This window comes from Paenibacillus sp. FSL H7-0918, assembly GCF_038007025.1.
In the GTDB taxonomy this organism is placed as follows: Bacteria; Bacillota; Bacilli; order Paenibacillales; family Paenibacillaceae; genus Paenibacillus_AQ; species Paenibacillus_AQ odorifer.
The window spans coordinates 188,191-207,523 of sequence record NZ_JBBOWJ010000001.1 but is presented as its reverse complement, the minus strand read 5'-3'; the positions used below and the strand labels follow the sequence as shown (position 1 = coordinate 207,523).

Genomic DNA, 19,333 nt, shown 5'->3' with positions numbered 1-19,333 from the left:
GTAGGAACTTGTATGACATCTGTATCTGTTGTAGGGAAGCCCTACACCATGCACAATTTATTTCTGTTTGCGGTCATGGGGTATATCATATGCCTTCCGGCACAGTTTGATTTTGGTGGAGCCTTCCGTATCGCCCCGTCGGATCTCTTCTTAATGTTAGGTTTGTTTGCCGCTGGATTCCATCTCAAATTGGACCGGAGGATATTCAGTTCATGGCATTGGGGCATGTTGTTCATTTTTGTTCTAGCTTCCTTTGTATCCATTTGGCGCAACGGCTTCATAACCCAATACGCCTTACTGCAAAAAGATATTGGATTCATACTCCTATTGTTGACCTACATCATGCTTGTGCAAGCCGTAGATAGCTGGGAACGGTTATATAAGATGCTCCGATTTTTCCTGATCAGTGTGCTGCTCTTAAATGGTGTTGCCCTATTCGCTTTTTTCAGCGGAGTAAAGGTTCCGTTTATGGTGCAAGACGGGCGGTTGTCCGGCATGTTAATTGATCCCAATGCATACGGAGGATTGCTGGTGACGGCTTTTGCCATTCATATCATGACGAGTGGGGAGAAGATAAAGCTGCTGCGGGGATGGGTCAGCATACTAGCGACGATAAGCTTAGCCGGGGGCATTATGATGACTTTCTCGCGCTCGTCATGGATTGGTCTCTTCCTTGTATTACTTACACTTTTGATTACCAAACCTTCCAGATTGCTCAAGATCGGTATGGGGTTTGGTGTGGCTTTTATAGCTCTGCTGCTGTATAAAGGCACCGCTTATCTAAATGTGCTGGAGTCTATGTCCAGCAGACCTTCCCAGATCCAGTCGCGTCTTGACATCATTGACAAAGCGGTGGATTGGATCGCACAAAGTCCATTATTAGGCATTGGGCTTGGTTCCTATAATTACGAACTGCGCATTATTATCCACAACACGCCAATATGGTTTTTGACTGAATTCGGCTTATCGGGCTTGATTGTATATGGAGGATTTATGATTTGGTTCTTCATTGTGGGGATCCGTTCTTATCGTGCAGCAGATCCCATTCATAGGCCAATTATTATGGCATTGCTGTTGTCCCATGCGGCGATGATTGGGTTATCGATGGGTATTGAGGCGTTATTCCAGCGGTATTGGTGGTTCATGATGGCGATGAACGGAGCTTGCATCCGGCTAACAGACAAAAACCTGAAAGGAGAGATGCCCTATCGAACCCAACACGTTGAACGGTCAACTGGGCGCAAGCTTCGACAACGAGCAGAGCAACCTCAATAAAAGCTCAAGTAAGGACATCGGGAGTATTCCAGCTGAGGGTAGCTTACAAGCAAAGGTTGCTTTTGTAGCCTCCATTTATGGGCATTTCGAGAGTTTTCATTTACCTTACATGGTGTTATTGCTGCAAAAAGGGTGTGAAGTCCATGCTTACGCTCAGCCGGGCGAAGCCAGACAGCGCTTGGAACAGCGGGGAATTGTATGTCACGACGTACCTATACAACGAAGTCCTTTACAGTTGAAGAATTGGACGGCTCTGCGGATCTTAACGAAAAGCTTCCAAGCGGAAAAATTTCAGTTCGTCCATGTACATACACCAGTGGCTTCGATTCTCGGACGGATTGCAGCCCATAGAGCAGGTGTCCCTAGCGTATTGTATACAGCTCATGGTTTTCATTTTTTTAAAGGTGCTCCTTTTCTGAATTGGATGCTTTATTATCCGTTGGAGTATTTGATGGCACGTTGGACGGATGTACTGATCACCATTAATAGTGAAGATTATGAGCGTGCTCTGAAATTCCCTGTCCGAAAAAAAGTAACTTATGTGAGCGGAGTCGGGCTTGATCTTCAGGTATACGGTAGCGGTGAGGGGGATGATGAAATTGCAAAAATGAAGGGGGTAAGTCGTCACCAGCTATTTGATTTACCTAAGAGTGACAATGATAATCCTTCATTCGTTGTTCTCTGCGTCGCTGAGTTAAATGCTAACAAAAACCAAAAACAGTTGATCGAAGCACTACATCATTTGGGTGATCAAGCAAGCGATATTCATCTAGCATTCGCAGGTACAGGTCCTTTCGAGCAAACCCTTATAGAACTTGCTACTCGGTTAGAGGTTAGGGATCAGGTGCATTTTCTGGGGTTCCGAAGAGATATACCGGATTTACTACAAGCGTGTGATGTTGCGGCACTTGTGTCCTATCGTGAGGGGTTACCCCGGGCGATTATGGAGGCGATGGCAGCAGGCAAACCCGTGATCGGCACACATATTCGGGGCATTCGCGATTTGATTGAGCATGAGTCAACGGGCATGTTGGTTCCAGTAGATGATATTGCCGCTACGGCAAAAGCACTGGTTCAACTGCGAGCGGACGCAGCTTTGACCGCAGCAATGGGTAAGGCGAACAAGGACAGGATTATTCGCTATGGATTGCCAGCGGTGCTTCGTGAAATGGACTCGATTTATATAGAAGCGCTGAAAGAACCAGGGATAAAGCCATTTCCGTCTGAATTACAACCGGGTCTGACAGCAGATAGATAATTCATTCTCGCATATACGACAACAAACGAATAAACGAATAATTAGTTAATTAGGGAGAAAGAAGTGATGAAAATGCGGATCGTACGTTTAGTCATGTTGGATGCGGGAATTATAGCGGCTTCAGTGTGGCTTGTGTTTTTACTTCGGTTTGATTTTCAAATCCCTGAGCAGTACATGTGGATGCTTCCGTGGGCGATACTCTTTCACATTATGGTGTACGCAGCGTTCTCATTTGGATTCAAGGTGTATAACAATATTTGGCGATACACCGGTATAGGTGAGTTATTGCAGCTGCTAAAAGTGAGTGCTTTAACACTCTGCGGAGTGGTCGCTGTCAATGTATCTGCGCATGTATTCGTCCCTTCCTATCGATTGCCGATTTCGATTTATTTTGCAGCGGGTTACGTATTTCTCGGCATTGCCGGCTTACGTTTAGTTAACCGCCTCATCAACGATAGATTCGAAACACTGGGAACAAAGGGTTCATCCGAAGGCAATCTGCTAATTGTTGGGGCGGGAAAAGCAGGCATCCTCGTTACCAAAGATATCAAGCATTCAAGATTTAAATTCATGAACCCAGTTGCCTTCATAGATGATGATATCTCAAAGCGCAAGCTGGAGCTTATGGGGTTGCCGATAGTCGGTAACCGTAACTTCATTCCCCAGGCAGTCGAGGAGCTTGACATTTCGTTCATTATCATCGCTTTGCCTACGGCTCCTCAAAAGGAATTACTGGAGATCATCGAAATCTGCAAATCTACCAAAGCTCAGATCAAGTTAATGCCTAGTATGACCGATATTTTGGATGGGAAAATGGCCATTAACATGATCCGTGAAGTATCCGTAAATGATTTGCTGGGGAGAAGTCCCGTAGAAATTAATACGGAAGAGATTCGTGAGAATCTGGGAAGCGAGTGTATTCTCATCACGGGTGCAGGCGGTTCAATTGGTTCGGAATTATGCCGGCAATTGGCTGCGTATCGTCCGAAGGAAATGCTGCTTTTGGGGCATGGAGAAAATAGCATTTATCTTATTGAACAAGAGTTGCGGCAGTTATATCCCGATCAGATCATTCATCCCATTATAGCGGACATTCAGGATGTATCGCGGATCGATAACGTTTTTCAAAAGTTCCGCCCCTCCATTGTGTATCATGCCGCTGCTCACAAGCATGTTCCTCTTATGGAGATGAATCCAGTAGAGGCAGTTAAAAATAATGTGATCGGCACAAGGAATGTAGCGGAAGCGAGTGCTAAATATGGCGCTAAACGGTTCATCCTCATCTCATCGGATAAGGCGGTTAATCCTACCAGTGTTATGGGGGCCACGAAACGAGCTGCGGAAATGATCATTAATGATCAGAATTCCTTAAGTAAGACGGTTTTTGCCGCTGTACGTTTTGGTAATGTGCTGGGCAGTCGGGGCAGTGTCATTCCGTTATTCAAAAGACAAATCGAAAACGGCGGCCCGGTGACGGTTACACATATGGATATGGTGCGTTACTTCATGACGATACCCGAAGCGGTACAGTTGGTTATTCAAGCAAGTGTGCTGGCACAAGGGGGAGAAGTGTTTGTGCTGGATATGGGTAAGCCAGTTCGTATATACGATCTAGCGAGGGATTTAATCCGCTTGTCGGGTCTCGAGCCTGACAAAGATATTCCCATTGTGGTCACTGGCATTCGTCCTGGAGAAAAATTGTTTGAGGAGCTTTTGACTGAAGAAGAAGGGTTATTGGTCACTAACAACTACCGTATTATGATTAGCCGCCCGCAAAGTGTCTCCAGATCTGAACTGAATTTGGTGTTGGGGGTTCTGGAGAACCTGTGCAAACGGTATGAACTGATGCCAAGCAGTCATCAGATCAAAAAACTGCTAAAGCAGCTAATTCCAAGCTATTCGGGCTTTCAGGAAGAACCGCAGGTGGGCACACATGATCTTGAACGTATTAAATCCGAAGTTCATGCGGGAATCTGACCTATGAAGTCGACTAAGCATTCATGGATGACAAGATTATGGGGCAAGCGCGACAAGGCAATTACTGGTAAACGTTCACGCATGCGGCGGGTGGGACGATACAGCCTGATTGTTATTCTTGTTGTGGTTGTAGTTGGGGGGATCTGGATTGGAGGGATATTGAATCCAGAGCATCGTTTTAATAAGGCGATTCTTAATCCCTTGACGATCCCTAGCTCTAATGTGGTTACGGACAATGAAACGATGGTGCAATCGCTCAGCACACCAGCCCCACAAGCGCAAACGGATGAGCTTACCCTTACAACGTCTACACAGACTCCAACTGCGGTGACATCTCCAACAGACAAGAAAAGCTCATCCTTTAATGTAGTGCTAATTGGAACAGACACTTGGGGCGGAGAAAGCTCGCGGGCAGATACGATCATGGTTGCCCATGTGATGCCGGATCAACGGAAGGTGAATATCGTATCTGTGCCGCGGGACACGCGGGTTTATGTGCAGAACGTCGGTTATACCAAGATCAATCATGCACATATCGTTGGTGAAACAAAGGGTGGGAATCAGCAGGGTACGCTGACACTGATTCAAGCCGTTAGTGATTTTATGAATATTCCTATTCATTACTACATCAAGACGAACTTCTCCGGTGTTCGTGATTTCATCGATTCGATCGGCGGGATCGATATGCTGATTGATCAGGATGTGACCATCACTCCGGAGATCACCATCAAGAAAGGTGAGCAGCATCTGGATGGTGCCCACACGCTTTATTTAGCAAGGGAGCGCTACTCGACTCCGGAGGGTGACTTTAGCCGCCAACGGGAGCAATTCAATATCGTTCGGGCTGTAGCCAAAAAGCTATTAAGTCCGGAGCATATTCCTGATCTAGCGGGACTGCTACTGCGTGAAAAGAAAGACATTATTGATACGAGTTTTAGTGACAGTGATTTGATGAGCTTAGCTTGGCTATTCAAAGGAATGGATTCCGCAGATTTTGCTTACGAACAGATTCCTGGCCATAACAGCTCTGCTCTAGATCCGCTCGTCCGAACCAAAGTGTATTATTGGAGTGCAAATCCGGAAGAGGTAAAGTCACTTACAGAACGTCTTTTTACGGAATAAGAGAAAGGCGGGGGAAAGACTACCATGTATCGCCATATGAAGCGGGGCTTCGATTTGGTGGGAGCGATCGTTATGTTAGGTGTGTTTAGTCCGGTCATGGCTGTGGTGGCGTTGCTGCTTCGGATAAAGCTGGGAAGTCCTATTTTGTTCAAGCAGCAGCGGCCGGGAATGGGAGAAAGACCCTTCTACATCTACAAGTTCCGAACCATGGCTGAAATGTATGATGCGCAGGGCCAGCCGTTATCGGATGCTCGGCGTTATATCAAATTCGGCGGATTGATTCGAAAGCTGAGTCTGGATGAGCTCCCGCAATTAGTAAATGTTGTGAAGGGAGAAATGAGTCTGATCGGACCAAGACCTTTGCTCATCCGTTACAGCCCGCATTACTCTGAACGGGAGCGGCTGCGATTTACTGTAAGACCCGGAATAACGGGATTGGCGCAGGTATCTGGACGTAATACTTCGGAGTGGAAACAGCGGCTCTCCTATGACGTTACCTATGTTGAGAAGCTAAGCTTTAGATTAGATGCGTTGATCTTATGCAAAACTGTGCTGAAGGTGATCCGCCAAGATGACGTTGTGGCCAATCCGGGTGAGCATAGTCTGCCGCTCGATGAGTACAGAATGAACCAAAAGGAGGGGTCGGCATGAATTTGCGGTTTAGTCCGCTTCAGGAAGATGATATTCACCTTGCATGCCGGCTCTTACAGAGCAACTTGCCAGAGTCGGTCTACAATCAAACCATATTTGCCTGTGGCGGTTATCCCGAATATTTGAAAGCAGCATGTAAATGCGGAAGCCATTCAGCAACACTGCTGATTGGAGCCTATTCTGAAGACCATCTTATTGGATTCGCTGAATGGCGAAGAATGGAGCAGATGCTGGTTCTGAATAACTTGAATGTGGACGCAGCTTATCGAAAAGACGGCATCGGCGGCAAGCTTATGGCGTACGGGGAGACGTTGGCCCAAAAGGATGGCATTTCGAAGCTGGCACTTGATGTATTTTCGTGGAATGAGCAAGCTCATGCTTGGTATTTGCGGCTTGGTTTTGCAGAGGAAGGCCGGACTTACTGGTATGTAAGAGATTTGGCTCCATCGATTGATAGGGATAGAGAAGCATTGGCTTACATCATAGATGATTATCCGATGGCAGAGGCACATCATCAAAAGTATGGATTCTCTTCTCTTAAGATTAGAACGAAGGAAGAGACTTCAGTAGTGGGCCGGTTAGGTGAACAGTATTATCGTATCCAACTGCAAAGTGGAGGGTGGAGTGGCTGCAATCTTTTGACAGACGTATTAATGGATTTAGACCGGGAGAAAAGGCTATTGTTGCTTTCTTCAGATGCTTATTTGCGTGAGCGAGACCCCGGGCTAATCTTAAGCACTGAAAGTATACGTATGATCAAACTATTGGAGAATCAAGAGGTGTTGTATGAGTAACTTTATCGTGTTAGGCAGCTCTAGTTCAGCGGAATGGGATGCCTATTTGAACCAGTTAGAGACGAAGGATATCTATTTCTCCTCAGCGTTTTTTCGGCTGTTTGAGGATGGAGAGCATCAGCAGGCTGAGCTGTTTGTTTTTAAGCAGGGAGATCAGCTCATAGTTTATCCTTACTTACTTCGCTCCATAAGCCATCTTCCTGTCGTAATCCAACTGGGGCTTGAAGGCGATTGGTACGACATTAGTACACCCTATGGATACGGGGGACCGATATCGAATCTCCCTCCGGGAGCCGAACGAAGTGAGCTGTACCAGCAATTCAGTGAAACGTTCACGGATTACTGTAGAGAGAAAAAGATCATGACCGAGTTTGTAAGATTTCATCCCTTAATTGGCAACGCTACGGAATATCAAAGCGGTCTGACCACCGAATGGAATAGGAATACAATTTATATTGATTTGACTGTGGGTTCGGAGTCAGAGCTCATCCGGCATTATGGCAGCAATCATAAACGGAATATTCATAAATTAAAGTCCGCACCCTTTACGATTCGAAATTCGAATCTGAAGGATCGTATTGAGTCCTTCAGTGAATTGTATTACGGAACACTAAACGATTTACAGGCGGATTCTTTTTATTATTTTCCCAAAAAATTTATAGAAGATACTAGTCATCTACTTGAGGGGAGAGTAGAGCTATTCGAAGCTATGGATGGGGAAAAAACGGTGGCGACCAGCATCGTGTTACATGAACGACCGTGGATGCATTATCACCTATGTGGTTGGGATCGCGCCTATCTGCAGTGGTCACCTACCAAATTGCTAATACACGCAGCAGCCAAGTGGGGGATGGAAAATGGCTTTGAACGCTTTCATCTTGGCGGGGGATATAAGGGGAATGACGACTTATTTCAATTCAAGCATAGATTCGCGACACAACTGGAACCCCTTGACTATTACTTAGGTAAACGAATTTTTTTCCCAGAGTTGTATGAGCGGATCATATCCTTTTGTGACACCAGAATATCAGGAAATTACTTTCCGCTCTATCGGCATCCAGATCTCGATATGATATGTATTCCATCTGAAGAAATCGGGCCAAATGGAGAAAGGAGCTTCGCATGAGCATTCGTCAAACAAGCATTCTGCCACGAATCTTGTTATCCCCGCCGCATATTAGTGGACGTGAGCAGGTCTACATGGAGGAGGCGATACACTCTGGTTGGATTGCTCCTATTGGTCCGCAAGTTGATGCGTTCGAGCGGGAGATGGCCGCCTACACAGGATCAAAGGGTGCACTAGCGTTAAGCTCTGGCACGGCGGCGATTCATCTCGCACTTCGTCTAGCCGGTGTCACACAAGGAGATTACGTGATCTGTTCTACGCTCACGTTCGTTGCTAGCGCCAATCCTATTTTATATTTGGGGGCCACCCCCGTATTTGTCGATTCAGAGCCTGAGACCTGGAACATGTGTCCGCTAGCTTTTCAGCGGGCCTGCCAAGCTTTGAATGACAAAGGGCTGCTGCCAAAAGCGGCTGTTGTCGTCAATTTATACGGACAAAGTGCAGACATGGCGCCCATTGTAGAAATAGCTAACCGATATGGAATTACCTTAATTGAGGATGCTGCCGAATCACTGGGCGCTTTCTACCAAGGCAAGGCCAGCGGAACCTGGGGCCAATTCGGAATCTATTCTTTCAACGGAAATAAGATTATTACGACGTCAGGTGGGGGCATGCTCGTATCCGACGATACCGAAGCCTTAGATCAAGCGCGCTTCTGGTCTACGCAAGCCCGAGACACTGCCCCTCATTATCAACATTCCGAAATGGGATACAACTATCGGTTAAGCAACCTGTTGGCAGCCATAGGACGCGGTCAATTAGAATTGCTTGAAGAGCGAGTAGAGCGTCGCAGATCTATTGGCCGGCGATATAGGGAACGTTTAGGTTCCATACCGGGTCTTCATTTTATGCCGGAAGCGCGCAATTGTCGCAGCACGCACTGGTTGAGTGCGCTGACCATCGATGAAGAAGTGGCGGGGTTCTCTTCACAACAACTCCTGTCATGTCTGGAACAGCACAATATCGAAGCTAGACCTGTATGGAAACCGCTGCATTTACAACCCTTGTTCGAGAGCAATTACTACTATCCTTACAGTGAGGAATACAGTGTATCGGATAAATTATTTTCAACAGGTGTCTGCCTGCCTTCTGGAAGCTCTTTATCGGATGAGGATTTGGAACGTGTCGTTTATGCGATAGAGACATGTAACCAATACCGTTGATTCATCTTATTTAGCCTTCCATCCGCTGGCAGCTGATCCGCTTTCCTTCACATACAAAGTGGCTTGTGCCGTGCCATCCGTTCGCATGGCCAGACTGCCAACTGGGGCGGTTACGACTCCCTCGGGCGAACCCTCTACTATGAACACCGCGGGCAACACTGCCCCGCCAGTGAGGCGAATGGCCCGTTTGAAGTTACCGTAGGTCGAGAACCATTCAGGGAGCGAATATGGATTATACAAGGTTCCTAGTGATGTGCCTTGCATGCCGATTAGTGTTTCGAATTCTAGAATTCGCTTTACCTTCACTGCTCGGGTATCAAACACCGCTACATTATTGAGGCGCAGAGACGGTTTAGCTGCACCGTAAGAAGAGACTAGCACTACCTGATTGGTTCCGCTATTGCGGACGATCATATTGTCGACAGTAGCCATCGCGTCAGACTCCGTTGTGAATAAATGCAAGGTATTGCCCGTTAAATCCTGTGCATCTATCGTCCCCACATAAAGATCTCCTCCGTCGATTCGGACACCACTTGCTAAGGTGGAACCCGAACCGTACATTCCTAAAGAACCGATGTGCAACCTTGGTTTACCTCCGGCAGCATTAAACGCTGCATAGATCGCAGGGCCCCCGATGCCATCGAACTTGGCGCTAGCGATATCAATAAATTGTGAATAGATCGTCTGTAGACCGAAGTTAGCTTTATGATCGGTGGAACGGATAGCCAAATGATTGATTTTCAGCGTCAGTCCATAGGACAGTAAGGCTGGACTTACCGATCCGCTTACACGCATATCTAGTGAACCGATGTCGAGTGTCCAGAGTCTAGCGATAGCATCTGTAAGCCCTGCTGATAGGTCGTTACCGAAACCTATGGTTGTCAAGGAGTCGAATCGCTGATAAAAGCTGCGCGTTCCTTTAAAGACATCGGGTTCAAGATCGAGAGAGTTAGCACCAGTAAAACCAGGCGCGCCACCGCGGCTATTATTCAGAACCGCTCTGTTGACATGAAGCTGGTCTACAAAATGGACCACAAAGTTCTTTCGTCCAGCAGTCTCACAGCGTGCATATCCGATGTGCACATTAACGGAGGGGATTTCTTCTGTCCCCCCAATGAAGATATTATCCCCATAGCAATCGTGAGAGTACACTGATTCTATCGTTATATTTTGCGAAGAAGAAATGAACAAGCCGTGAAGCTGATCGTTGACGGCTGTTTTAACAGTCGATGCACTTCCATCAATTTCAAGGGTGCCCGCGATTGTGATATTTGAGGCATTTAAGATTACTAGAACCCTAGTGTCTGAGGGTGGGTTCGGGGCAAGCACAAGTTTGGAGCCGGCTTCAAAGCTTAAATTCGTTTTGGACGGAATTCGAAGACACCACCAGTCGAGGATGGAGGGGTTACGCATGCGTCCCGAAGATACCTTATATACACCAGGAGGAAAGATTACTACTTTGTTTTTGGCGTTTCCCGCATTGATAGCATTTTGAATCGCTACTGTATCGTCCTTGATACCGTTTCCTACAGCGCCGTACGATCGGACGTTCACATAACCGTTAGTCTCAGGGTCTATTTTAATAGATGTGACCGCACCATCAGAAAGGATGGACGTAGTCACCGAGCTGTCTGGAATAGGGGCAGTAGCCATATACTTCACTCCTTTATCCTTTGATTTTGTATTTTATGTGAATTTTTCGGGGAATGCACGGTACAAAGATCACTCTTAGCGGGCGAAAGGAGTTTTTTATTTTGAAGGTATTGGTAACTGGGGGGTTAGGCTTTATTGGATCCCATGTGGTTGATCGGCTAATAAAAAAGGGCATAGAAACTGTGATTGTAGATAATGTATCCGGAGCCTCCGGTCTGACTTATATGAATCCTGCTGCGGTTCTGTATAAGTACGATATTCGGGATGAGACTTTGCATGAGGTGTTTAACCTTGAAAAGCCAAATGCAGTCATTCATCTGGCTGCACAGATCGACGTCAGAGAATCACAGCGGAACCCGTTATTTGATGCGAATGTGAATATTGTTGGCACGCTGAATGTACTGCGCATGTGCGAGATCCATCAGGTTCAAAAGCTAGTCTATGCCTCGTCGGCAGCGGTTTATGGGAACCCGGAATATTTGAGCATTGATGAGCAGCATCCCTTAAATCCCGAGTCCTGCTATGGTGTATCCAAAAGTGTACCAGAGTCATATATTCGGATGTTTGCCAGCTTACATGGGCTAAAATATACGATACTGCGTCTCGCTAATGTATATGGGCCTAGGCAAAGTTCACATGGGGAAGCTGGCGTTGTTTCCGTTTTTCTGGATCGCATAAAGCAAGGGAAGAATCTTGTTATCTATGGGGACGGTGAGCAGACTAGAGATTTCGTCTATGTGGAGGATGTGGCGCAAGCGTTTGTTGACGCGCTTCAGACCGTAGGCAGGGTGAATAATGAGACGATGAATATTAGCTGCGGAATACCAACCTCGATAAATACGATGGTTCGGATGATAAGCGACATCACGGGTCGGGATTTCCTGACAACCTATGCGGATCCTCGTCCGGGGGATATTCTCCATAGCTATTTAAACAATCAAAAAGCCCAGGAATTATTGTCTTGGTTCCCTAACCATAACTTTCATACCGGGCTGGAAAAAACAATTACTGACCGCTTAAGTGTAGGAAGCGCAGTAGATCATTAAAAGCACCCATTGAAAGGGGCACTCCGCATGGAACGCAAAATGAACTCGGAAATGTTCGTTCTTCGTAGTGTAGCCTGCTTAAGTATAGCCCTGCTGCATGCTCTTTATCGGGTTTATGACGATGGAAATACATCTTGGGTAGAGTCGGTGGGTTTACTGCTAACGTTTGGCACACCTGTATTCGTATTTATCTCCCAATTCGTGTTGTCATTTGCCTATCCCAATGAAATTCCAGCGAGATTTTGGGAGAAAAGAATCAAGTATATTTTATTGCCTTACTTTTTTTTCGGGACCTTGTATGCAGGACTAAAAGGATTGGAGCTGTCGAGTAGTGACGGCATTCCTTTGCTGCAGGCTTTTTGGTATTACCTCTGGCGTCATTTGCTGATTGGAGATTCCCATGGTTATTTTATACTGATTATCTTTCAGTTTTATGCTTTATTCCTCTGGTTTCAGACGTATGCGAAGCGGCTTAACCCCCGCAATATTCTAATCGTATCGTTCCTTATTAACGTTATCTATTTGGGTTTCTTCAACTTTACTACGCCCGCAGATACGGCTGCCGCCCATTATTTCTGGGATAAAATGTACTGGATTTTCGCACCTGGTTGGATTTTTTACTTTACAGTAGCCTATTACCTGGGACGAAATGAGCTGTGGTTCCGGGAAAAATTAAAAAAGTTCCGCATAGCCGTATACACGCTCCCGCTTCTGACAGGTGCGCTAGTGCTGTTCGTGAATAGTCAAGGCTGGATAACGGCGCATAGCTCCAAAAGAATTGATATGCTTCTATTCGCCTTAAGCATGATTTTGCTGCTCTTCTCCGTGGCATCGAAAATGAAGAAAGTGCCACGTGTGCTGGAATGGAGCAGCAGATATTCTTTTGGCATATACTTGCTTCATCCTTTGCTATTGGCTATATTCGTTAAGCTTCCAGCTTCATTTGGGTTGCAAAACCTTGGACTATTTAGTGTTCTGCTGCAATTTGTCGGTTGTGTGGTAGGCTCGGCACTTATAATGAATTTAGCGAATCGAATTCCTGGCGGAGCGTATGTATTCGGTCGGATCGGCGTTGGGATAAACCCAAGCAAACCACCGAAATCGCTGGATAAGCCGATAACTCCGAGTATTGGGAATGCAAACTAGCTTGGATTTGACCGGCCGCTAATCGTCTGTGTTTAGGTGATTAGTGGTCTTTTTTGTTTTTGTATTAATTGCGATTCCTTCGCTAATTACATTGCTATTACATCGCGATTATATCTCACTAGCAGCATCCTCTCAATTCTCATTAAAAAAGCAAAATAGTTGTAAAAAGTACATTTAAGCTCTTATGCTCGCAGCTTTAGGGCAGTTTAATTGCATATTTTACAACTATTATTCTAGAATCCCGCCATATTGAGGCAAGTGCTCGTATTTAAGTGTACAGAGTGCAACTAAATCCACAAAGGCTACCTTCAAAGCGTATATAGTTGCACAAAATGCAATTAAACTAACATTATGGAAGCTACTTTGCACGAATAGCTGCATCTAAGTCCGATAATTTAGCAAAATGAATGAAATTATTAAAATAACGGCTCCTCAGTCCGATCTATAGTGAGGGGGATCTAATTAGATGAACTTCGATTATAGTCGAAGGGACCTAAATTAGTTAGTATAATTAGGTAGTCCCTTTATGGTTTTTTACATCCAGAGAATAATGCATCGTGCAGAATATTAGGAGGAAATGAATAGTGGAACTTGGAGTAAGCACATTTGTCGAGACCACACCTGATGTCCAAACGGGTCAGACAATAAGTCATGCAGAACGACTACGTGAAGTAGTGGAGGAAATTGTACTTGCCGAAGAGGTGGGATTAGATGTATACGGAGTAGGTGAGCATCATCGGCATGATTATGCGGCGTCTTCACCTGCGGTTGTACTGGCTGCGGCTGCTTCGTTGACTACTAAGATCCGGTTGAGCAGTGCTGTAATGATCCTGTCTTCAGCCGATCCGGTGCGTGTGTTTCAGGACTTTGCAACGCTGGACGGAATTTCAAACGGACGTGCGGAGATTATGATCGGCCGGGGTTCGTTTACAGAGTCTTTTCCTCTATTCGGATATGATCTGAAGGATTATGAAGAACTGTTTAATGAGAAGCTGGAATTGTTATTAGCCATCCAAAAGTCAGAAAAAGTGACCTGGAAAGGCAAACACCGAGCAGCTATAGAAAATTTGGGGATTTACCCGCGTCCGGTTCAAGATCCTTTACCGATTTGGATCGGGAGTGCAGGAAGTCCAGAGTCTGCGATCCGCACAGGATCACTAGGTTTGCCTTTTGTTTTAGCGATTATAGGGAATGTTCTACCACTGGATTATGCGTCACATGTACAGCTTTACAAAAAAGCAGCAGCTGAAGCCGGGCATGATATTTCAAAATTTCCAATCGCTTCGCATTCACACGGGTTTATAGCGGAGACTAATCAGTTAGCGCTGGAGAAATTTTTTCCTTCAACGCATGCCCGGACCAATGTGCGGGCGAAGGAAAAAGGAACACCTCCGTACCATCGTGCAGATTATGATGCAGCGTGCAGCTTAGAGGGCGCCCTTTACGTAGGTGATCCAGAAACTGTCGCTAATAAAATCATTCATCTGCGCAAGCATGTGGGAATTACGCGATTCTTTTTACATGTGCCGCACGGCACGATGCCTCATGAGGATGTTATGCAGGCGATTAGACTGCTGGGCACCGAAGTGGCCCCACGTGTGCGGGAAGAAGTAGCGCGCTGGGAAGCAAGTAATCGGTAATTTAGTAAGCTGCGTCCTTAGGACGTGGCTTTTTTTGTAAGGTATACTGAAGAAATGAATAGCGTTTTATACAGGAGGGGCAATGGAAAAAAATCATTATTTATCTCAATTCAATTTGCTTCAATCGTTAGGACTGGAAGATCTAATTGAAATGGAAGAATTAACGCGAATAACAGTAGTCCCCAAAAATACATATATCCAAACACCGTCAACCTTTTCTGAAGGACTGTTTTTTGTGAAAAAAGGAAAGGTTCGCTTATACCAATTAAACGCAAACGGTAAGCAATTTACATCGGATATCCTCAGTGAGGGTAATGTTTTTGGTGAAATGGGTATGATTTCTTTTGGAACGAAGGAACATTATATTGAAACGATTGAGGAAAGCCATATCTGCACAATTGATCCTGCAAGGTTTGAAGAATTCATCTCTCACCGGCCTAGGTTTATGATGTCATTATTGCAAGTATTGAGCGACCGCATAAAAAGTATGAGTCAGTTAACTCAAAATCTAGCCATCGGAAATCTGCATGATAAAATATTGTGTGTTCTTTTAAAGCTAGCGGATCAGCATGGGGTTGAGCATAAGGATAATTGTTACAAAATTAATGTTCCTCTATCGCATCAAGAAATCGCTAATTTAATTGGAGCCAGCAGAGAAGCTGTAACAGTGGCATTGCAAGAATTGGTGAAAGCGGAGGTTATTCAGACAGGGTTCAGAACTATCTATATCCAGCGAGACAAGATTTTGGAAAGAAATATAACATAGATATCGAGTTGTAAACGAGATTACAGCTTCATTTTTAGAAACAACGGTATCCTAGCTATGACATGAAGGTGATTTAAGCTTTCAAATCATAGTGAAGGGACGATTTCCATGGAACACAGGAAGGGCGCTCGGAGGGTTACTGAAATCCCCGTTGAGATTGTAGAACTGCTGAATAAAGGATATTTACAGAGCGTGAATTTAACGGAATGGCTTGCTGTGGATCATCTTGTCTTGTTGGAAAATGTACTGAATGAGCTAGGTTTTGAACAGGAAGCTAAACCAATTTTACAAAGGCTGAATGCGTTATCGGAAAAGAAAATCATGAAGCTCATCCCGGTGATTTCACGTGAGTGGCAGCTTCTATTTGACTGTAAATCAGAGCTGGAACGTTCCCGGCTATTTGCTGTGTTAGCTCATCATAAATCCGATAGTGTTCGCTGCTGGGCTGCTTATATCGTGGGCCAGAATCATCAATGGAGTCTAGTTCAAAAACTAACAGCAATCCGTCCTTTTGCAGCGGATGAGCATTTTGGGGTGCGTGAGATTTCATGGATGGCTTTGAGGGAATCAGTCATTGCCGAGCTGGATGCTTCCATTGAATTATTAAAGGATTGGGTTCATGATCAGGACGCGAATATTAGGAGATTTGCGATCGAATTGACGCGCCCACATGGGGTATGGGCAAAGCATATTACAGCACTCAAAGAAAATCCAGCGATTGCCCTTCCGCTATTAGAACCTCTTAACTCTGATCCGGCAAAATACGTTCAGGATTCTGTAAGCAATTGGTTAAATGATGCTAGCAAAAGCCATCCGGCATGGGTACAGCAAATTTGTGATGAATGGTTGAACCTATCAGGTACCAAGGAAACAAAGCGGATTGTAACCCGGGCAACAAGAAGTATTACTGATCAAAAATAAAATAAGTGCATCACTTTAGACTGGATAATCCAACGCCAAACACTATGAGCTAATAAGTGTTGGCGTTTTTTTATTGTGGAGTTAACTTGGATAATTCAAGAGAAAGACTCCTTCGTGTTTATTATTTAAACCGAAATTCGTGAAAATATTTATATTGTTAATCCTCAAGTCATCTGTTATACTCAGAAACACCAAATGTTATAAAAACTAACACTTATTAAAGGGATGGAGGATTTTCGTATGAAAAAACAAATAATTCGTAATGTAGGTGTCACGTTATCCCTATTTTTAGGGGTGAATTCGTTATCTTGTGTTATGTATGCTAACACAACAAACGATGCGTATAAACCAAAAACCCATGTTCTGAAGGCGAATTCGGAGACTGTTCGATGGGGGAATATAGGTAAGGGAGATCCAGCTCTAACTGTGCATTCGGGAGACATCGTAACGGTTGAGGCCATTACACATCACTCTGGTGATGATTACGAGCGGATGATTAAAGGAGATGCGGGAGTAGAGGATATTTTCCACTGGATTGAGGGGGAGAAGAACGAAGCGCTCCGCGGGCCAGGCGTACATATTATGACGGGTCCCATCGCTGTTGAAGGTGCTGAACCAGGAGATGTGCTGGAAGTTAAGATTCTGGACATGAAGCTGAGACCAAATGGGAATGACCAATACGCTGGCAAAACATATGGCGTGAATGCCGCAGCGAACTGGGGTTATCTATATGGAGATATGGTGGAGGAGCCGAAAAAGCGTGAGGTAGTAACCATCTACGAGATGGATACGGAGGGTGGAACAGATTATGCAACAGCTGTATATAACTACAAATGGTCTGTGCAAACCGATCCAGATGGTCAAGCGCACCCGACAATTGACTACCCGGGTGTTATCGTTGACCATAATACGATTGATAAGAACTTCGATGTGCTAAAAGGTGTGAAAATTCCGGTTCGTCTCCACTTTGGTACAATGGGTGTGGCGCCGAAAGAAGCGGATGTTGTTGACTCCGTTCCACCTTCTTACAACGGCGGTAACGTAGATGATTGGCGGATTACCGAAGGTGCAACGATGTATTATCCAGTATCCGTAGCTGGTGCACTTCTGTCGATCGGTGACCCGCATGCCGGTCAAGGTGATTCGGAGATTAACGGAACTGCGATCGAGACATCGGTCACTGGGGATATACAAGTCATTCTTCATAAAAAAGCATCGCTTAACAACAAGCTGAAAGGTTTAAACTTCCCATTACTTGAAAATGAGAACGAGTGGGTTGTGCATGGATTCAGCTACGCCAATTATTTGGAGGAGCTGGGGGCTAGTGCTCAGACGGATATCTTCAAAAACTCGTCCATCGACAAAGCGATGAAGGATGCCGCTCGTAAAACAAAAGATTTTTTAATGGCTGGAATGGAATTGAGCGAAGATGAAGCGTACTCTCTGATGTCTGTGTCAGCTGATTTTGGAATTACACAAGTGGTGGATGGAAACTGGGGCGTACACGCCTTAATTGATAAAGGTCAATTCGGCGATTTCGAGCGCAAGCCGGTGGTTTTACGGAGCAGCTTTGAGAACTTTGGAGCAAAGGTTGGCTGGCAGCCAGCCACTAAGACAGTTACGCTAAGCTACAATGGCAATGTTCTGGAGATGAAGGTTGGAGCGACAACGGGGATTTACAACGGAGAGACAGTGAAGCTTGCAGCCCCAATAAGTGTTGTGAACGGGAAGATCGTGGTCAGCGAATATTTCGTGAACTTTTATAAAGCTAAGCTGGCTAAGACAGAGTAGGACGAAATAGCAATTATTCGATAATCCTAAAAAAATCCATATGAGAAAAGAACCGTTTTTATAGGCGGTTCTTTTTCTTATATATTCAATCCGTCCTGATTTTTGTGGCGTTTTAATAAGATTTGGTTTTCTACACGTACCAGTCCATCCAGACAGTAGATTGATTCATGCATAAACCGTTCCATCTCTTCAAGATTCTCTACCAAGATGTGAATATGCAGAATACATGGTCCCGTCATTTCGTATAATACAGCTACGCGTTCGTTTTCCTTTAATACATCGACGATATGATTTAAATGAGCAGGTTCTACTTCAAGTTCCAGGTAGGCGGAGATTTTCTTTCCTAGCTTTTCAGCACTGATGACAATCGAGAACTGTTCAATAATCCCTTGATTGACTAGCCGATCAATACGATCTTTCACCGCGACACTTGATAAACTGACTTCTTTAGCTAGATCAGTATAGGAAATTCTGCTGTTTTGGGCCAGCCGCATCAAAATATGGTTATCGATAGGATCTAACATGCGGATTCGTTCACCTCTTTTTTCGTAATTGTATCAGAAAAAAAGTGGAAATGCCTAGTAGCGCTTTACAGTAGAAGTGTGTGACGGCATTCTCTCCTGAAGATAGTTGACATAAAAGAATTATTTCACTATACTGGCTGTAATCTTATATACGATATACGTTGAAGGAGCCCAGTAGTAACTTAGTCCCTGTTTCAGAAAGCCGGGGGTTGATGAAACCCGGTACACACTAAGCTTGCGAATTACACTTTGGAGTATCTCGGGTAATACCGAGCGGAATGGCGAACGATATCTCGTCAAGAGTGGTATCAATGGTATGCTTGAGCATAAGCGTTTCATGGGTGCAATCTGGGTGGTAACACGGTTATTCAATCGTCCCTATGTCTACAATAGACAAGGGGACGATTTTTTTTGTTTTTAAATATAAGGATTTATAGGGTTCACTTCATCAATGCTCCTTATATTTCTCGCTGAAACGGT

Annotated in this window: 16 protein-coding genes and 1 other annotated feature; of the genes, 14 read left to right on the top strand and 2 right to left on the bottom strand. The window is 45.0% G+C overall.

Features of this window, described 5'->3' with window-relative positions; all coding sequences use genetic code 11:
• Positions 1-48: 48 nt before the first annotated feature.
• The 8 genes from MHI15_RS01015 (at position 49) to MHI15_RS00980 (ending at position 9,366) form a co-directional block, all read left to right on the top strand.
• Positions 49-1,275, top strand: coding sequence for an O-antigen ligase family protein (locus MHI15_RS01015; protein WP_076309743.1), 1,227 nt, complete (start codon positions 49-51; stop codon positions 1,273-1,275).
• On the top strand, positions 1,223-2,533 hold the full coding sequence (locus MHI15_RS01010) for a glycosyltransferase family 4 protein (protein ID WP_341164035.1): 1,311 nt from the start codon (positions 1,223-1,225) through the stop codon (positions 2,531-2,533). Before MHI15_RS01015 ends, MHI15_RS01010 begins: the two co-directional genes overlap by 53 nt.
• A gap of 66 nt (positions 2,534-2,599) precedes the next feature.
• Complete coding sequence (locus MHI15_RS01005; RefSeq protein WP_076309744.1) at positions 2,600-4,510, top strand: polysaccharide biosynthesis protein; 1,911 nt, start codon at positions 2,600-2,602, stop codon at positions 4,508-4,510.
• Between the two features lie 3 nt (positions 4,511-4,513).
• A complete protein-coding gene (locus MHI15_RS01000) occupies positions 4,514-5,632 on the top strand; it encodes an LCP family protein (protein ID WP_254847679.1) in 1,119 nt (372 codons plus the stop codon).
• Positions 5,633-5,656: 24 nt separating this feature from the next.
• Entirely contained in the window at positions 5,657-6,283 is a 627-nt protein-coding gene (locus MHI15_RS00995; protein ID WP_076129746.1) for a sugar transferase, read from the top strand.
• Positions 6,280-7,077, top strand: coding sequence for a GNAT family N-acetyltransferase (locus MHI15_RS00990; RefSeq protein ID WP_076280228.1), 798 nt, complete (start codon positions 6,280-6,282; stop codon positions 7,075-7,077). The genes MHI15_RS00995 and MHI15_RS00990 overlap by 4 nt, the downstream gene beginning before the upstream one ends.
• Positions 7,070-8,203 (top strand): GNAT family N-acetyltransferase, encoded by a 1,134-nt coding sequence (locus tag MHI15_RS00985; protein ID WP_076309746.1) that lies wholly within the window; start codon positions 7,070-7,072, stop codon positions 8,201-8,203. Before MHI15_RS00990 ends, MHI15_RS00985 begins: the two co-directional genes overlap by 8 nt.
• Positions 8,200-9,366 carry a DegT/DnrJ/EryC1/StrS family aminotransferase gene (locus MHI15_RS00980; RefSeq protein ID WP_076280226.1) on the top strand — a complete coding sequence of 389 codons (1,167 nt, stop codon included), beginning with the start codon at positions 8,200-8,202 and terminating at the stop codon, positions 9,364-9,366. Before MHI15_RS00985 ends, MHI15_RS00980 begins: the two co-directional genes overlap by 4 nt.
• 6 nt (positions 9,367-9,372) lie before the next feature.
• Here MHI15_RS00980 and MHI15_RS00975 read toward each other — a convergent pair whose 3' ends face one another.
• Positions 9,373-11,019 carry a glycosyl hydrolase family 28-related protein gene (locus MHI15_RS00975; protein ID WP_340919327.1) on the bottom strand — a complete coding sequence of 549 codons (1,647 nt, stop codon included), beginning with the start codon at positions 11,017-11,019 and terminating at the stop codon, positions 9,373-9,375.
• A gap of 101 nt (positions 11,020-11,120) precedes the next feature.
• On the opposite strand from MHI15_RS00975, the gene MHI15_RS00970 reads away from it, so the two are divergent.
• The 6 genes from MHI15_RS00970 to MHI15_RS00945 all read left to right on the top strand — a co-directional run bounded on the left by MHI15_RS00970 (position 11,121) and on the right by MHI15_RS00945 (position 18,329).
• Positions 11,121-12,065, top strand: coding sequence for an NAD-dependent epimerase/dehydratase family protein (locus tag MHI15_RS00970; RefSeq protein WP_341164034.1), 945 nt, complete (start codon positions 11,121-11,123; stop codon positions 12,063-12,065).
• A 27-nt stretch (positions 12,066-12,092) separates the two neighbouring features.
• The gene (locus MHI15_RS00965) at positions 12,093-13,211 is read left to right on the top strand and encodes an acyltransferase family protein (RefSeq protein ID WP_341164033.1); all 1,119 of its coding nucleotides are present in this window, start codon (positions 12,093-12,095) and stop codon (positions 13,209-13,211) included.
• 584 nt (positions 13,212-13,795) lie between these two features.
• On the top strand, positions 13,796-14,851 hold the full coding sequence (locus MHI15_RS00960; RefSeq protein ID WP_341164032.1) for an LLM class flavin-dependent oxidoreductase: 1,056 nt from the start codon (positions 13,796-13,798) through the stop codon (positions 14,849-14,851).
• 82 nt (positions 14,852-14,933) lie between these two features.
• Positions 14,934-15,617 carry a Crp/Fnr family transcriptional regulator gene (locus MHI15_RS00955; protein ID WP_076129738.1) on the top strand — a complete coding sequence of 228 codons (684 nt, stop codon included), beginning with the start codon at positions 14,934-14,936 and terminating at the stop codon, positions 15,615-15,617.
• A gap of 108 nt (positions 15,618-15,725) precedes the next feature.
• Positions 15,726-16,538: a DNA alkylation repair protein gene (locus MHI15_RS00950; protein WP_076305396.1), complete on the top strand. Its 813-nt coding sequence runs from the start codon at positions 15,726-15,728 to the stop codon at positions 16,536-16,538.
• A gap of 240 nt (positions 16,539-16,778) precedes the next feature.
• Positions 16,779-18,329: an acetamidase/formamidase family protein gene (locus tag MHI15_RS00945; protein ID WP_341164031.1), complete on the top strand. Its 1,551-nt coding sequence runs from the start codon at positions 16,779-16,781 to the stop codon at positions 18,327-18,329.
• A gap of 77 nt (positions 18,330-18,406) precedes the next feature.
• Here MHI15_RS00945 and MHI15_RS00940 read toward each other — a convergent pair whose 3' ends face one another.
• Positions 18,407-18,853, bottom strand: coding sequence for an Lrp/AsnC family transcriptional regulator (locus MHI15_RS00940; protein ID WP_038571749.1), 447 nt, complete (start codon positions 18,851-18,853; stop codon positions 18,407-18,409).
• A gap of 152 nt (positions 18,854-19,005) precedes the next feature.
• Positions 19,006-19,236, top strand: a binding site (T-box leader).
• Positions 19,237-19,333 lie beyond the last annotated feature (97 nt).

Excerpts from the sequence above, each read along its gene's own strand:
- MHI15_RS01015 (WP_076309743.1), top strand. The coding sequence starts at position 49 with ATGCACAATTTATTTCTGTTTGCGGTCATGGGGTATATCATATGCCTT.
- MHI15_RS00980 (WP_076280226.1), top strand. The coding sequence starts at position 8,200 with ATGAGCATTCGTCAAACAAGCATTCTGCCACGAATCTTGTTATCCCCG.
- MHI15_RS01000 (WP_254847679.1), top strand. The coding sequence starts at position 4,514 with ATGAAGTCGACTAAGCATTCATGGATGACAAGATTATGGGGCAAGCGC.
- MHI15_RS00990 (WP_076280228.1), top strand. The coding sequence starts at position 6,280 with ATGAATTTGCGGTTTAGTCCGCTTCAGGAAGATGATATTCACCTTGCA.
- MHI15_RS00975 (WP_340919327.1), bottom strand. The coding sequence starts at position 11,019 with ATGGCTACTGCCCCTATTCCAGACAGCTCGGTGACTACGTCCATCCTT.
- MHI15_RS00955 (WP_076129738.1), top strand. The coding sequence starts at position 14,934 with ATGGAAAAAAATCATTATTTATCTCAATTCAATTTGCTTCAATCGTTA.
- MHI15_RS00940 (WP_038571749.1), bottom strand. The coding sequence starts at position 18,853 with ATGTTAGATCCTATCGATAACCATATTTTGATGCGGCTGGCCCAAAAC.
- MHI15_RS00965 (WP_341164033.1), top strand. The coding sequence starts at position 12,093 with ATGGAACGCAAAATGAACTCGGAAATGTTCGTTCTTCGTAGTGTAGCC.
- MHI15_RS00950 (WP_076305396.1), top strand. The coding sequence starts at position 15,726 with ATGGAACACAGGAAGGGCGCTCGGAGGGTTACTGAAATCCCCGTTGAG.
- MHI15_RS01005 (WP_076309744.1), top strand. The coding sequence starts at position 2,600 with ATGAAAATGCGGATCGTACGTTTAGTCATGTTGGATGCGGGAATTATA.
- MHI15_RS00985 (WP_076309746.1), top strand. The coding sequence starts at position 7,070 with ATGAGTAACTTTATCGTGTTAGGCAGCTCTAGTTCAGCGGAATGGGAT.
- MHI15_RS00945 (WP_341164031.1), top strand. The coding sequence starts at position 16,779 with ATGAAAAAACAAATAATTCGTAATGTAGGTGTCACGTTATCCCTATTT.
- MHI15_RS00995 (WP_076129746.1), top strand. The coding sequence starts at position 5,657 with ATGTATCGCCATATGAAGCGGGGCTTCGATTTGGTGGGAGCGATCGTT.